The following is a 15,041-nucleotide window of genomic DNA, read 5'->3' as shown; positions in this document are numbered from 1 at the left end:
GAACCAACACGAGGTACTAAACGTGGCTACAGCCGCACAATGGATCCAAGGCGCACGACTCCGAACGCTCCCCGCCGCGATCGCACCGGTGGTGATCGGCTCGGCCGCCGCGTACGAAATGGATTCGTTCATACTGCTCAATGCCATCCTCGCCGCGCTGGTGGCACTCCTGCTCCAGGTGGGCGTGAACTTCGCCAACGACTACTCCGACGGAATCCGCGGAACGGACGACGACCGCGTGGGACCGCTGCGGCTGGTTGGCTCGGGAGCCGCGAAACCGGAGCACGTGAAGCGGGCCGCGTTCGGGACCTTCGCTGCTGCCATGGTGTTCGGGCTGGTCCTGGTGATCATCACGCAGAGCTGGTGGCTGATCCTGGTGGGCCTGGGCTGCGTCATGGCGGCGTGGGGCTACACGGGCGGCAAGAATCCCTACGGCTACATGGGCCTGGGCGACGTCTTTGTGTTCGTCTTCTTCGGCCTGGTGGCCACCCTGGGCACCACCTACACCCAGGCCGGGCAAATCAACCTGCCGGCGATCATCGGTGCGATCGGCACCGGGCTGATCGCCACGGCCCTGCTGATGGCCAACAACGTCCGTGACATTCCCACAGACATGCAGGTGGGCAAGAAGACCCTGGCCGTCCGGCTGGGTGACAAGCACGCCCGGGAGAGCTATGTGCTGATGCTGGCCGTCGCCATCCTGCTGGTGGTCATTCTGGCCCCTGCACGGCCCTGGATGCTGATTGTGCTGCTGCTGATTCCGGCCTGCCTGATGCCGTCATGGCTGATGATCAACGGCCGCAAGCGCAAGAGCCTCATCCCGGTCCTGAAGCAGACCGGCCTGATCAACCTCGGGTACAGCCTGCTGTTCTCACTCGGGCTGGTGCTCACCCACGGCTTCTGAGCCGCTCAGCCGCGGGACTTATGGTCCTTGGCGGCGTCGTTGCTGATGGTGATGTCCGGGTTGGCGTCCAGCAGGGCGTCCTCGGCATTGGCGTCCTGGACCTCGCCTGCCGACCGGAGCGGCTTGGCCTTTCCGGAGAACCGGTGGTGGAGGGCGGCCGCGGCCTCGTCCCGCTGCTTTTGGAAGAACAGGTAGCTGAGGGCGAAAGCGATCAGGGCCGCGCAGATCACGGACATCAAAACGCCCAGCTGCAGGAACGTGAAAAGCACGAACAGCGGTGCGAACAGAGCCAGGCGGATCAGGGAATATTTCAAAAAGGCCACATTCAAGTTTAGCCGTCTCCGGCCCGGGGTCCGGCTGGCCTCAGAACGATAGACTTAGTGGCATGCTCCTCCGTGTGGCTTTGGCCGTGGCAGTCCTCGTCATCTTTGTGTATGGCCTCGTGGACGTAATCCGCACCGATGGGCGCTTAACGCGCGGAATTTCCAAACCTGCGTGGATCGTGGTGATGATCGTCCTGCCTGTGCTGGGCGCCATCCTCTGGCTGCTGATCGGGCGGCCGCGCGGTTCTTCCCCGCAGCAGAACTACCGCCACCCCACCGCCCCGGATGACGACCCCGATTTCCTCCGCAACCTTGAGGTCCGCCGCCGCAATGAGGCAGAGGCGGCCCGCCTGAAGAAGCTCAAGGATGAGCTGGACGCGAAGGCGAAGGCGAAGGACGCCGACGGCGGCAAGGGCAAACACGAAACTGACGAGCACGATACCGACGGACTGAAGTAGGGATTTATGGCTCACGAATCTGACGGAGAAGAACGCCTGCGGACCACCGCACCCGGAACCTCATACCCGCCAGATGGGCCAGCCCGAACACAGCCTGAACGGCCGGCAGGCCAGCCTGCCGCGCCGCCGCCCACCCAACACGCACCTCCGCCGCGGCCGGGAGTTTCCTATTCGGCGCCCGCACCCATTGCCGTCATTCCGCCCGCGCCCGGAACCATCCGGCACGGCAGGACACTGTGGCTGTTCAGTTTCCTGGCCGGGCTGGCGGTCCTGGTGGGTTCCTTCCTTACCCGCGACGGCCACCTGGAGCGGCTGCGCGGCGTGGTGGAGCAGATGGCTCCAGGCGGCGACGCCGAGGCCGTTACCACCGCCACCGGCATCGTCTTCTGGGGCAGCGGGGGCGCCCTGCTGCTGGTGATGCTCCTTCAGGCGGCCATGCTGGGAGTGGTGATGGGCCGCCAGGGCTGGGCCCGCTGGGCCCTCGTTTCCCTCCTGGCCGGGCACGCCCTGGTCATGATGATCGCCACCGCGTTCCTTGTGCCCGAGGGCGACGGCGGCAGCTACGTCCTGCTGCTGTGGGGCGCCGAACTCCTCCTGGCACTCATTGGGCTGGTGCTGTTCTTCCTGCCGGCGTCCGGCCGGTGGCTGAAGTCGAGCCGCGCCTGAAGTAGGAACCCGTTGGTTGAGCTTGTCGAAACCGAGGGTTTCGACAAGCCAACGGCGCTAGGCGGACTTGCGGAGGCGCTGCAACGCTGACGCCTCCGCGAGCACGCCTTCGCAACTGCGGATCACCACACGGCAGGCGTCAAGGGCAGCGCGGTCGGTCAAGGGGTTTTCTGCCACTGCCCGCCACTTGAGCAGGAACCTGCGGGCCTCGTCGGCGAGGTCGTCCGGTGCTGCATCCGCCGCCAGCCCCAGCCGCATGTGGGAGGCGGGACCCCAGCCACCAATGAGCCCTTCGGCTTCCGCCGCAAGGTCCGGACTGAGGGGCACTCCCGTAGTCCGGAGGGTGGCCAGGAGCCGCAGTTCCCGGAATTCGTGGGCGTTGACCTGCAGCCGTTCCAAGGCCGCAGCCAGCTTCCCCGTGTCCGGCCGGGGTGACATCCGCAGCAGGGCCTCCACCCCCACCAGCGCGGTCCGCGCCTTCAATGCCTCGGCGCGGGCCTGGAACTGCCGGGACAACAGGTCCAGCAACGGGTCCAGGCCGCTGCGGCGGGCGAGTTCGTGCGCCAGCGGCGTGGGCTCGTCAAAGCCGTTCCGGATCAGGACCACGGCCAGGCGGATGCCGAACAGTCCGTACCTGGCCAGCAGCGACGCCCTCGCCTCCCTGACCAGACCCTCGGGCTTGGCTGACCGGAGGAACCTGTCGGCCGAGATCAGCATCTTTTCCCGGTCGGTCCGGTCCAGTCCGGCGAGCTGCTGCAGCGCGGCGAAGTCCTGCTGCCGCATTGTCCGGGCACTTTGGGCGAGGAGTCCCGCCACCGGAACCACTCCCAGTGCCAGCTTCCGCAGGTTATGGTCCCGCCGGTACCTGTCGGCGATTTCGCCGGCGGACAGCAGCGAATCGATCCGGCCTGCGCCCACTTCATCGGCACGGGAAAGCACCGCGAGCGCGTTGACCGTGCCGGAACGGCCTGCCTCCGTATCCCGGAAGGACTCCAGGAACCGCAGGTCAGAGGAGTGCATGTGGCGCATGAGGTAGATGACGGCATCCGCTTCCGATGGCGTGTCCGCCGGCGTCAGGAAACTCGTGGAACGCGCGGACACGTCCTCGGAGAGTGATGCAATGCCGGGCGTATCGATCAGGGTCATGGTCCGCAGCATGGGTGAAGGCCATTCCACGTCAAGCTTGTCCACGTCCTCGGCCTGCACGTTCCCGAGCATGAACACGAGGCGGCCGTCCACACGCTTCACCGGCAGGATGCGGGATTCACCATCCTTGGGGTACATGGTGATGCGGGGGGTGTGGCCGAACCGGTACCACGTGACAATCCGGGTGCACTCCCCTGTATCCGTGGGGGCGATCTCCTCGCCGATGATGGCGTTCAGCAGCGTCGACTTGCCCGCTTTCACCATTCCGGCGACCGCTATCCGCAGCGGTTCCTCCAGCCTCCGGGAGTATCCGTGGAGGATGGAGGCTGCGGCGGGATCATCCCCATACACCTCGAGTGCCTCCCGGACGAGGTCCGCTGCTCCGGTGACGGTCGATGCGGTCATCCTGCAGCCACCGTCGTCAGCTTCTTTCCAGCTACTTCGGCGGCCACGGACTCCGCTGCCCGGTGAAGGGCGTCCACCTTCTTCAGTTCCGCCTTGATCTCGCGGATCCGGACGTCTTTTTCCAATGAATACGTGGTTGCGGCCTTCTGTGCCGCGGTCACGGAATCGGTAAGGGAGCGGTGGTGCTCTTCGGCGATCTCGGTAAAGTGGTCGCGGATGGAACGCTGCACCAGGCGGAGGCGGTCTTTGAGCTGCTTGCCAACCTGGAACGTCACATCGTCAATCTGCCGCCTGACGAGGGCTTTCGCTTCCCCCTGCCGGCGCTTGAGCCGTGCTTCCTTGTCCTCACGGTACGCCTTGCGCCCCAGCAGGAGTCCAGCGCCGACGGAGAGCGGATTGATCAGGGCCATGCCGAAGATGCCGGTGAGCAGGCCGAACATGAGCACGCCGCCGTAGGAGCCGCGCATGCCGATCAGGACTTTTTGCATGGGGTTGATACGGCCGTCGTCCATGGCCGGCATGGCATCAACCGGATCCAGCGCGTCACCGGAATCGGACACGCGCATCACGGGCAGGGTGACCTCGTCCGCGGCGAAGTGTTCTGCCACCTGGGCTGCCAGCCATTGGGCCCGCTCGCTGGTCCATACGAAGGTGTCCGAGATGGCGGCGGCGGCACACTCCTCCAGCCATTTGGAGAACTCGGTCCAGGTTGGTCCGGGATCGCCCTGGTCGATGGCTGTCTCGGCTTCCCGCTGGATGCGGCGGAGCCGGTCACGGAGGTCGTACTCCATGTCCGCGATAAGGTCGCTGATGCCGTCATTTAGGGTGATCTGCCAACGTGCAGAGCGTTTCCGCAGGTCGTCCGCTTCCGACCTGGCCAACTCCAGCTGGGCAATCATCTGGGGCGTGCCCGAAGGGTTTTCCAGCGCTTCGAGCTCGGACTGCAGGGAAAGGCGGAGGTTTTCGGTCACGGAGAGCAGGTCCTGGCTGACCGAGCGGCGCTGCAGGCGCTGGGACTTGCCCACGATCTCATGACGGAGGTGGGTGACGAGGGCAGGGAATCCGGATTCCTCGTTCAGCTCAGCGTCCTGCAGGCGCGACGCCTCGAGCCGCAGATCCGAGGACACCGGGAACAGGGGAATATCGGGTGCCACCTTGCTGAGGTGGGCTTGGTCCGTTTCCTCCACCCGCCGCCAGTCCGGATAAAGATCCGTCTTGGACAGGACACCCACAACGCTGGGGGTGATCCTCATGGCCTGGCGGAGGAAGCGGAGCTCGGGCTCGGTGTACTCCTGGGAGGCATCTGACACCAGGAGCATGGCGTCTGCGGTGGGCAGCGCCGTGAGCGTGGTCAGCGTGTGGGACGAGCCCATCCCGCCGACGCCGGGGGAATCGATAACGGTCAGTCCGCCGGTCAGGATCTTGCGGGGCAGGTACACCTCGGCAGCCACGAGCTTCTTGCTGTTCCCGGGGTTTCCCTGCTCCGACACAAAGGCGGGAAGGTCGGTCAGGGGGATTGGCTGGCGCTCCACGCCGCTGTCGTCGGAGCCTTCGGCGTCGGCCTTCGGAACCAGGATCGCTGCGGATGCGGGGTCGCCGTAACGGACTACAGTGGGCACGGACGTGGCGATATCGTCATCGACGGGACAGGCCGGCGCGTTGACCAGGGCGTTGATGAGCTTGCTCTTGCCCTGCTTGAACTCCCCCACCACAATGACGCGGATGCTGGGATCCTTGAGCCTGCCCAGTGCCTGGTCCAGGCGCTTGCGGAGATCCGCCCGGTCTCCCGTTCCCACCAGTTGGAGTCCGTGTTCCACAAGTTTGATCAGCTGACCGGCCGTCGCCGGTGTTGCGGGTTTTGCCGGTCCTGCTTCTGCCACAGCGTTTCCTTTGCGTTGAGCCCCGTAAATGGAACGTGGGATGGATGGGAAAGAGCCCGGCAGGAGGACCTCCTGCCGGGCTTCCCTGTCGGGACTATGCGCTAGCGTCGTCGCCGGCGATGGCAACGTCGTCTACGTCGACGTCAACATCAGTGTTGACGGAGTTGTCCTCCGTGTAGGTCAGTTCATTGTCAGCGACAACAATGTTGTCCTCGACGTTCGTGTACTCGACTTCATTGTCAGCGACAACGATGTTGTCCTCGATGTTGGTGTTCGTTTCAGTGGAGTTGTCCTGGAACGAATCCTCGATGTCCACCTCAAGGTCGGTGTTGCCGGAGTCGTTGATCGAGTTGTCCGTGTTACCGACGTTGTCGAAGTCCACCTCGGTGTTGAACGAGTCGTTGATCGAGTTATCGGTCTCATCGTTGAACGAGTCGTTGATCGAGTTATCGGTCTCATCGTTGAACGAGTCGTCGATGGAGTTGTCGTTGCCGGAATCCCGAATATCGATGTTCGTGGAGTTGTCGGAGTGGTCCGAGTTGTCGTTCTGCGAGTCCTCGTTGAACGAGTCGTCGATGTCGGCGTCCACGTCCACGTCCGTGTTGAAGGAGTCGTCGATGTTCGTCTCTTCGTTGCCGATGTTGGCGTCGCGGCCGGCGGTAACGGAGTTGTCGGTGGAGTTGTCGGTGGAGTTGTCCGTGTTGTAGGAGTCCTCGATGTTGTTGGAGTCCTTGACGTAGGCGTCGTCGCCTGCGGCGATGGCGCGGTCACCGGAGGCAACGACGGAGTCGTTGTCGAACCACTGCTCAACGTCGCCGTCGGCCCAGATGTTCTGGTTGACGGACTGGTCAACAATGGTGTCCCGGTCATCCACCGTGGAGGTGTAGGAGTAGTTGTTCACCACGTGGTGCAGCTGCTGGACTGCGTGTGCGTGGTCGTCGTCGTGGTGTCCGCCGCCGTGGCCGTGGCCGCCGCCGTGGCCGCCGCCGTGGTGTCCGCCGCCGCCATGGTTGCCGCCACCGGCGTTGCCGCCACCGGCGTTGCCGCCGCCGTCGTTGTGGTCAGTGCGGGCATCGTTGCCGCCGGTGTTGTACTCACGGTCGAAGCGGGAGGCGTTGATGGTGACAGGTGCGTAATCCAGCACAACCGGCATGGCGGCGTCAACATCTGCGGAGCACACCTTGCCAAGGCCGTGGTCTTCCAGAACCTTTTCCGGGTCGTCCAGGAAATCCTTGGCGGCCTGGCGGTCTCCGAAGAGGTGCATCAGGAACTGGACGAGATCGTTTGCGAGTGTCATGTGATGGTCCCCTGCATTTCTATGAGTTTTGCGGTTGGGGCCCGACGGCGTTGCCGGGCTTGAATCAAACGTATGGGCCGGGCTGAGAGCCGGGCATCGGGCGGTTTCCCCCTACCGGTGGATCCCCCGCCGGGGAACCGCCGGCCCCCTTGTTAGGGGGATTAGGGGCTTACTCCTGAGGAGTGTTGTCGCTGTTCAGGGCAAGACGCAGCCGTGCCAGCAGGTCGGACCGGTTTTCCGCCCCCAGCCGGCGGCGCATCCGGGCAATGTGGTGCTCGGCGGTGCGTGGCGAGATGTAAATCGCTTCGCCGATCTCGCGGTAGGTCTTGCCTTCGAGGACCAGCCGGGCCACTTCCTTTTCGCGTTCGCTGAGTCCCGATCCGTCCGGGTGCATGCCGTTGCCCTGATCGGAGGAAGGAACAGGCCGCGGTTCAGCCGAACCCGATGAGCCGTTGCCCGCCGAACTTGACTGCGGATGCAGGTCCCGGGCGCAGGACAACAGGCGCACCATGTCCTTGCGCTCCTCGGTCTTGGCCGCGGCATGGCCGGCAAGCCGGGCACCCTCCCATGGCATTCCCACCCTGCCAAGGCTCCGGGCGGCCATCTCTACGTCCGCAGGCCGGAACTTGTCCGCCAGCACTGACACCCAGGTCTTTCCGGCGGTGGCCAGCACTGCGGCCAGGTGGCTGTGGTTCGCGGCCCGCGCCAGGGCCGTGGCGTGGGGTGCCAGGTCCGCGGGGCTTTCGCTGAGCAGGGCGGCCTGGACTGCTGCCCAGTGGAACGGCACCGCCCAGAGCGGCGGATCACCCAAGCGGCCCAGCAGCTGGTTCGCCTCATCGACGTAATGCGCCACCCGCCGGCTTTCGCGCAAACGTGCGGCGGCGATCATCAGTTCACCCCAGGGCAGCAGGCTGTAGAGGTCCACGGTGGCGTGCAGCATCGCTTCCCGCGCCCGTTCCCACGCCTTGATCAGCTCCGGCACATCGCCGTTGCGCCTCGCGAGGCCCACTTCCAGCGCCGAACACAGGAACTCATCCCGCGGTACCAAAGGCCAGTGGTTCGTCTTGGTGGCTTCGTTGATGGCGAGCCGTGCATCTTCGAGCTTGTCCTGCATCATGGCGGACCATGCCTGCAACAGGAAGAGCCGGGGCTTGGCAGCGTTCCCCCCCTGGCCGGCAGCGGCAGCGGAACGGCAGACGGTTTCCGCTGTATGCGGCTCACCGCTGTGCAACGCCACCAGCGCGGCGAGCGCGGCCGGCGTTTCCGGCATGGGCAACGCCGCCCCCGCTGCGTTGAACATGTCCGAAGCGTGGATCAGCCGCGGCAGTCCCTGGTCCGGGTCTGCCGTCAGTGTTTCCATGATGCCCCTGCCCGTCAGGGCTAGTGTGGTGGCCACAAGGGTAGGCGATGCCGGAGGTGCGTCCGCGGAGAACAAGGCCTCCGCACCCGCACGGTTGCCGGAGCCCACCAGGGCTATGGCAGCAAGCGGCGCCGACGGGCCGAGCCGGGACGCGCCCAACCAGCTGTAGACGTCTGCCCCGCGGGCCAGCATGTCCCGTTGTGCCCAGACAGCCGCGGCTACATCAACCCCGCGGCGGACGTCCGGCGGATTATCCGCCACCAGGAGGGTGTCGACGATGCGGGTGGCAGTGTCCAGGTCGCCGTCCGCGGCCGCCGCCTGGGCGCGCCGCGCGGCAGTGGACAGCTCATCCGCGCCGGCCAGCAGGGCTTCGTCGTAAAGCTGGCAGGCCAAGCCAGGATCATGCTCCAGGGCCTTGTTGGCCGCATGCTCCAGCTCCGATGCCACCCGCGGATCGGACAGGCCGCCGCGCGCCAGTTCCCGGGCGAAGTCGCCCAGAGGCTGGCGGTTGGCGGCATAGACGGACACGAGTTCGCGCTGCAGCGCATGGACCTTTGCTGTTGGGGCAACGGTAAGCAACGCATGCTGCGCCGGTCCCACCACGGTTCCGTCAGGGGTCAGCAGGCCGGAAGATTCAGCCTTGTGCACGAGAGCGTCGAGGCTTTCCACCTCGCCGCCGTCGATCTTCCGCTCCAGGTCGGCAGGCAATGGTCCGGGCAGCATAAAGCCCACCGACAGCGCCAGGAGCAACTCACGGACGGCTGCGTTCTCGCCCTTGAGCTGCTTTGCCATGAGCTCTGCCGCATGCGGCGGCTGGCCATGCTGTGACAGTTCCGTGCGCAGGTACGACGGCGTTTCCGCGCCAATGCGATGGCTGGTCATCCTAGGCCTCCGGCTCGGCCGGGGCGGACGTTTCCGCCATCGGCGCCTCTGACGTTGTCGGTTCCGGTTCTGTCACCGGAACCGGGTCCTCTGTTACTGCCGGTGGCGGCGGCTCTTCAGTGACAGGAGGCTCAGAGGTCACCGGCGGTGGCGGGTCCGAGGTTGCGGGTGATTGCGGCTCCCCGGTAACAGGCGGCTGCTCAGTAACGGGCGGAGCGCCCGTGGCCGGATCAGTCGGCACGGGGCCGGTCGTGCCGGGCGTCGTAGGATCGACCGTCCCCGGCGCCGTCGTTGGGGTGCCGGTCGGATCAGTGGCGCCTGGCGCCGTCGTACCCCCGGCACCGGACAGGGTGCCTGGGGCTGTGCCCGGGGACGTGCCTGGCGCCGCAGCGCCCGTTCCGGGATCGGCCGCTGAGGCACTGCCCGTCGAGGACTCACCGGTTGGGCTAGTCTCGGCGGTGGCCGACGGCCGGCTGGTGGGTGAGGCTTCCACGTCCAGTCCCGCTTTCTCGGAGGAGGCAGCCTTTTCCAGCCCTGCTTCGATGCCTGCCAGCGGTGCCGCGGCGTCGCCTGCCGTTGCCGCTCCGCCGGAACCGCCGCCAGCCTTGTTGGATTCAGGAGCGGCTCCGGCCTGCGGCACGAACATGGCAGTCAGGTTGCTGAAGCCTTCCGGCCCCTGGGCCGCGGTTGCGGTAAGGACGGTCACCAGGGCCGCAGCGGCAGCAATCGCGGTCAGCCGCACCGTCGGTTTCGGCGCATGCGCACCGCCGTGGTGTCCGTGGGCAGCCGCGGCCGCCGCCGTCGGACCTTTCCGTGACCAGCTGGCGGGCCGCGCCGGAGCGTGTGCGGCATCGCCGGGCCCGGCAGGTACGACGACGGATGTTGCGGTTTGCTCCGCGTCCTTGCCGGCCGCCGCGGCCGCTTCAGCCGCGGCGGCCTGCGCGAGCACCGCGGACATGGCAGCACCGAGGCAGATCGAGGACTTGGGGTCCGCGTCCACAGCGATGGGCCGGTCCAGCTGCTCCGAGATCAGCTGTGCCACCAGGGGGATCCGGGAGGACCCGCCTATCAGCAGCACCGCGGAAAGATCGGCCGGTTCCAGCTCCAGCTCTGCCAGTGACTGTTCCAAGGCATCCACGGTGTCCCGCACGGATTCCTCGATCAGCGCCTCGAATTCGGAGCGGACCAGACGGACCTGCTGCTGGACGCCGGGCAGGAGCACCGAAATGCTGGCCTCGCTGTCCGACGAGAGAGCTTCTTTGGCTTCCACGCACTCACGCCGCAACCTGGCCAACGCGGCGAGCACTCCGGGCTCTTCCGGGTCCAACCCGGCCACCGCGCCACCGGTGTTGTTGGCCACGTAGCGGAAGACGGCAGCATCGAAGTCCGCTCCGCCGAGGTCTTCAATGCCCTCAGGACGGCCCAGCGGCTCAAAACGCGTGCTGCCGGCCTTGCGCAGGACGGCGGTGTCGAAGGTCCCGCCGCCGAGATCGTAGACGGCAACTATGCTGCCGTCCTCCACCCGCACCTGCGAGGCGTAGTGCAGCGCGGCGGCTTCCGGTTCGGTCAGGAGCGTCACGTCCCCAAGACCTCTGGCGGCCAGGGCATCCCTGACCACCGTGGTGCGGTGGGTACCCCACGCGGCAGGGTGGGTCAGGATGACGTTCGACGGCGGTTCGCCCTCGCGCTCGGCGGCCCGGTCCACCACCCAGCGGGCCATGGTGGCGAAGACTTCCTCGGGGGGAAGGGACAGGATGCCCACGGCGATGGGTACGGCGTCCCCGACCCGGCGTTTGAATTCACGCACCACCCGTGAAGGAGAATCAAGGCCGCGGCGTTCCGCGGCCTCCCCCACCAGGACGGAGCCCTCCTCCGGGTAGTACACCACGGAGGGTACGGCTGAGCCGCGAAGGCCCAACGGAAGGGTCTCCGGTATTGGTGTAACTCCTGGGTTGAAACGGACAACAGCGGCCGCGGTGAAACTGGTCCCGACATCAATGGCCAGAACGTAGCTCATGGATACCTCAGGAAAAACTAGCGTTTCGCCTGCAAGCTTCATCACGGGCGAACGTCACCAACGTAGCATCACGGGAGGGCCCGGAACACCCCCGTTGCTACATCGATTTGTTATTTACCCAATGTGTCGCTGTTGTTCCAAAGAAACCCCTGTTCAGAGGCCCGAGTAGGAATGGAGTCCGTTGAAGAACTGGTTGACGATCGTGAAGTTGAAGATGACGCACAGGTAGCCGACGATCGAGAGCCAGGCTGCCCTGTTGCCGGTCCAGCCCCTGGTGGCGCGGGCATGGAGGTAGCCTGCGTAAACCACCCAGATGACGAAGGTCCACACTTCCTTGGTGTCCCAGCCCCAGAACCGTCCCCAGGCCTTCTCCGCCCAGATCGCACCGAACATCAGCGTGAACGTCCAGCCGATGAAGGCAATCGCGTTGATGCGGTAGGACAGATTCTCCAGGCTGAGGGCGGACGGCACCAGGCGCATGAATCCCAGCTTGTCCGCGCCGCCCGCAGCCACGGCTTTCTGGCGGCGGGATTGGACAAGTTGCAGGGCGGACATGGCGAACGTCAGCGTGAACAGCGCGGACGAGAGCACGGCAATGGAGACGTGGATGATCAGCCAGTAGCTCTGCAGGGCCGGAACCAGGTGGCCCACGGGGGTCCAGTACGCCACGGAGGCGGCCACCAGCATGATGATCACCAGGCCCACCACGAAGGTACCCAGGAACCGCAGGTCACGGCGTACCAGGACAAGGAGGAACACGGCTACGGCCACGAACGCGCCGGTGGTGAGGAACTCGTACATGTTGCCCCACGGCACGCGCCCTGCCCCCAGGGCACGGGTGACCACGCCCGCGCCGTGGATCAGCGCTCCCAGGATGGTCAGGGCCACGGCAACCCGCGCGGGAGCGCGGCGCTCGGCAGCGTACTTCATGTCGGCGTCGGCGGTGATGACTCCCCCGCCGCCTGCTGCTACGGACGACGACGGCCGCTCGGCCCGGTCCGCCGGGCCGGCAAGGCGTTCCCCGCCCGGGCGGAAGGTTGCGGATTCCGCCCCGGCCCCGGCTGCCACCGGAACCGTCGCGGCTTCTTCGGCCTGCGCGGCTTTGAGGTCGATGGCACGCAGTGCCTTGCTGCTCCTGGCAAGGTCCCAGGCGAAGGCGATGAAGGCCACCGTGTAGGTGCCGGCGGCGAGCAGCATGAACAGCTCGCTGTACTGGCCCATGGTTTCGTTGATTCCGAACGGCATTACTGGTCCTTTTCGGCCCCGGCAGGGCCTGCTGTGGTGGAGGGTTCTGCGGGTACGTCCTGGGGAAGCTTCCACTGCCCGGACAGCAGCTTCCGGATGCTGGCGGCCTCGGCGGCCAGGCGGTGGTCCTCGCCGCGGGCCAGGAGTCCGTACTCCACCATGGTCCGGCCGTCCTCGTGGGTGCCGGTGCGCACCCAGGCCCGGCGGCGGTTGACGTAGAGGGAGAGAATGAGGCCCGCGACGGCCAGGAGGGCGAAGATCAGGGCGTACAGCTGGCCGGGGTTGTGGTGGATGTCCACGCCGATGTACCGCTTGACGCCGTCGAAGCTGATGGTGCCCTTGCCGTCCGGCAGCGTGTAGGAGGACCCGGGCGCCAGGGTGATGCCGCCGGCGTCGAGGTTCCGGGCATTCAGGGGCGTGAGGTTTTCCACGTCCAGTTCGAAGACGTTCTGCGGTGCGCCGTCGTCCAGCCCGAGGTCTCCGTAGTAGGAGTTGAGGCTTAGCTGCGGATTGAAGAGCTCCGGGTCCCCGCTGAAGGACACGCCTTCATCCGTGACGAACGCTGTGGGCAGGAAGAACCCTGCGAAGCCCAGCTGGTCCGGGCTGGCGTCGGGCACCTTGATGACCACGGAGGAGTAGTAGTTGTCCCCCTGGAGTTTCGCCACCACGGGTCCCTGCATGGCGATGTTGCCGGCGCCGTCGCGGATGGTCACCACGGGGGCGTAGCCGTTGCCGGTGAGGTAGATGCTGGTGCCGCCCAGGCTGACGGGGTCGTTGACCTTCAGGATCTCCTGCTTGGCGGGAGAATCCGGGGTTTCCCTGGTGGTGACGGTGGCCGCGAAGTCGATCGGCTGGCCGAACTTGCCCTCGGATTCGCGGTCGAACGTGATGTCGAACTTGTCCAGCTGGACTGAATACGGCTGCAGGCGGCTGGACTGGAAGTTCGTGCCCGGGTTGAACTGGTCGTAGCCCACCAGGGTGTTGACGAAGGTGTCGCCCTCTACCAGGATGCGCTGGCCGCTGTAGCCGAACAGCCCGCCAACAGCGACTGAGATCAGGACGCCGATCAGGGACGTGTGGAAGACGAGGTTGCCCACTTCCTTGAGGAACCCGCGCTCAGCGCCCAAAGACGGCCGCGCCCCGTCGTCGTCCCTGACCTCAACGCGGTAACCGCGCTTCCTCAGCACCCCCGCGGCACTGTGGATGACCTCCGACGCCGGGATCCCGGCGTCGGCGGGAATCACCAGCGTGCCGTATTCGGGAAGCCGGGACAGCCGTTTGGGTGTGCGCGGCGGCTGGGAGCGCATCGCCTTGTAGTGGGCGATGGCGCGGGGCACCACGCAGCCGATCAGGGAGATGAACAGCAGGAGGTAGATGGCGGAGAACCAGGCGGATGAGTACACGTCGTAGAGCTGCAGGGCGTCCAGCAGCTCGCCGTAGTCCGGGTTGTCCTTGATGTACTGGGTCACCACGGCAGGATTCGCCGGGCGCTGCGGGAAGAGCGAACCGGGGACCGCGGCCACCGCAAGAAGCAGGAGCAGGAACAGCGCGGTCCGCATGCTGGTCAGCTGGGTCCACGCCCAGCGCAGCATTTCCTTGGGACCCAAAGCCGGCAGCGCTGCATCCGACTTCGCCTCCGACACCTTGGCGCCGGCCGCGGCCTCGGACGTCTTCTTCTTTACCTTCACACGCTCGCTCATCAGATCGGCAACTTAACGTCGGTTTGGAACCAGTACTGCAGCCCGGTCACCCAGGTTCCCCATACACCGCTGGCCATCAGCAGGCCCAGGACCACCAGGATGCCGCCACCGGTGCGCTGGATGGCCAGGCGGTGCTTCCGGAAGAAGGCCATTACGCCCATGCCCCGGCGCAGGGCCAGGGCGATCAGCAGGAACGGGATGCCCAGGCCCAGGCTGTAGACGAACGCCAGGAACGCTCCCTTGGCCGCTGAGGACCCGCCGGACAGGCTGAGCAGCTGGACAGCGGAGTAGGTGGGGCCGATGCAGGGCGCCCAGCCCAGCCCGAAGGTCAGGCCCAGCAGCGGCGCGCCCCACAGGCCGGCGGGCGGCTTGGCGTGGATCTTCGCATCCCGCTGGAGCCAGCTGAAACCGCCCATGAACACTACGCCCATGAGGATCACCAGGATGCCCAGCAGCTGGGTGATCCAGGCGTTCTGCGAACCCGTGACCAGTGTGCCAAGCTGCCCGAAGGCGCCGCCCAGCAGAACGAAGATCACCGAAAAGCCCAGGACGAACAGGCCGATGCCGGCCAGCATCCGGCCGCGCTTCTGCTTCTGCAGGTCCACGCCGCTCAAGCCGGTGACGTAGCCCAGGTACCCGGGCACGAGGGGCAGGACGCAGGGTGAGAGGAAGGAGACCAGGCCGGCCAGCAGGGCCACCGGGATGGCCAGCAGCAGCGAGCCGTTCAGGATGGCTTCGGCAAAGGGGCTGTTCACGGG

At 66.2% G+C, this 15,041-nt stretch carries 12 protein-coding genes; 3 read left to right on the top strand and 9 right to left on the bottom strand.

The window, feature by feature from the left end; all coding sequences use genetic code 11:
* Nucleotides 1-22: 22 nt before the first annotated feature.
* Nucleotides 23-904, top strand: coding sequence for a 1,4-dihydroxy-2-naphthoate polyprenyltransferase (locus tag FDW83_RS06885; protein ID WP_138136890.1), 882 nt, complete (start codon nucleotides 23-25; stop codon nucleotides 902-904).
* A 5-nt stretch (nucleotides 905-909) separates the two neighbouring features.
* On the opposite strand, the gene FDW83_RS06880 is transcribed toward FDW83_RS06885, so the two are convergent.
* The gene (locus FDW83_RS06880) at nucleotides 910-1,227 is read right to left on the bottom strand and encodes a DUF4229 domain-containing protein (protein ID WP_138136889.1); all 318 of its coding nucleotides are present in this window, start codon (nucleotides 1,225-1,227) and stop codon (nucleotides 910-912) included.
* Nucleotides 1,228-1,289: 62 nt separating this feature from the next.
* On the opposite strand from FDW83_RS06880, the gene FDW83_RS06875 reads away from it, so the two are divergent.
* Both FDW83_RS06875 and FDW83_RS06870 read left to right on the top strand, forming a co-directional pair.
* On the top strand, nucleotides 1,290-1,685 hold the full coding sequence (locus tag FDW83_RS06875; protein ID WP_138136888.1) for a PLD nuclease N-terminal domain-containing protein: 396 nt from the start codon (nucleotides 1,290-1,292) through the stop codon (nucleotides 1,683-1,685).
* Between the two features lie 6 nt (nucleotides 1,686-1,691).
* A complete protein-coding gene (locus FDW83_RS06870) occupies nucleotides 1,692-2,351 on the top strand; it encodes a hypothetical protein (protein WP_240720880.1) in 660 nt (219 codons plus the stop codon).
* 57 nt (nucleotides 2,352-2,408) lie between these two features.
* Here the strand turns inward: FDW83_RS06870 and FDW83_RS06865 are convergent, their stop codons facing one another.
* The 8 genes from FDW83_RS06865 to FDW83_RS06825 all read right to left on the bottom strand — a co-directional run bounded on the left by FDW83_RS06865 (nucleotide 2,409) and on the right by FDW83_RS06825 (nucleotide 15,038).
* Nucleotides 2,409-3,902, bottom strand: a complete 1,494-nt coding sequence (locus FDW83_RS06865; RefSeq protein WP_138136887.1) for a dynamin family protein — start codon at nucleotides 3,900-3,902, stop codon at nucleotides 2,409-2,411.
* Nucleotides 3,899-5,782 carry a dynamin family protein gene (locus tag FDW83_RS06860; protein ID WP_138136886.1) on the bottom strand — a complete coding sequence of 628 codons (1,884 nt, stop codon included), beginning with the start codon at nucleotides 5,780-5,782 and terminating at the stop codon, nucleotides 3,899-3,901. The genes FDW83_RS06865 and FDW83_RS06860 overlap by 4 nt, the downstream gene beginning before the upstream one ends.
* Nucleotides 5,783-5,876: 94 nt before the next feature.
* Nucleotides 5,877-7,079: an IniB N-terminal domain-containing protein gene (locus FDW83_RS06855; RefSeq protein WP_171027471.1), complete on the bottom strand. Its 1,203-nt coding sequence runs from the start codon at nucleotides 7,077-7,079 to the stop codon at nucleotides 5,877-5,879.
* 169 nt (nucleotides 7,080-7,248) lie between these two features.
* The gene (locus tag FDW83_RS06845; protein ID WP_138136883.1) at nucleotides 7,249-9,321 is read right to left on the bottom strand and encodes a LuxR C-terminal-related transcriptional regulator; all 2,073 of its coding nucleotides are present in this window, start codon (nucleotides 9,319-9,321) and stop codon (nucleotides 7,249-7,251) included.
* Nucleotide 9,322: 1 nt separating this feature from the next.
* Complete coding sequence (locus FDW83_RS06840) at nucleotides 9,323-11,338, bottom strand: Hsp70 family protein (protein WP_138136882.1); 2,016 nt, start codon at nucleotides 11,336-11,338, stop codon at nucleotides 9,323-9,325.
* A gap of 153 nt (nucleotides 11,339-11,491) precedes the next feature.
* Nucleotides 11,492-12,583, bottom strand: coding sequence for a c-type cytochrome biogenesis protein CcsB (ccsB, locus tag FDW83_RS06835; protein WP_138136881.1), 1,092 nt, complete (start codon nucleotides 12,581-12,583; stop codon nucleotides 11,492-11,494).
* A complete protein-coding gene (locus FDW83_RS06830; RefSeq protein ID WP_138136880.1) occupies nucleotides 12,583-14,283 on the bottom strand; it encodes a cytochrome c biogenesis protein ResB in 1,701 nt (566 codons plus the stop codon). The genes ccsB and FDW83_RS06830 overlap by 1 nt, the downstream gene beginning before the upstream one ends.
* A complete protein-coding gene (locus FDW83_RS06825; RefSeq protein ID WP_138136879.1) occupies nucleotides 14,283-15,038 on the bottom strand; it encodes a cytochrome c biogenesis CcdA family protein in 756 nt (251 codons plus the stop codon). The genes FDW83_RS06830 and FDW83_RS06825 overlap by 1 nt, the downstream gene beginning before the upstream one ends.
* Nucleotides 15,039-15,041: the final 3 nt, after the last annotated feature.

The sequence above is a fragment of the Pseudarthrobacter sp. NamE2 genome (genome assembly GCF_005796205.1).
Lineage (GTDB): Bacteria > Actinomycetota > Actinomycetes > Actinomycetales > Micrococcaceae > Arthrobacter.
Note: the sequence above shows the minus strand (reverse complement) of the source record. Positions and strands in the feature narration are given on the sequence as shown.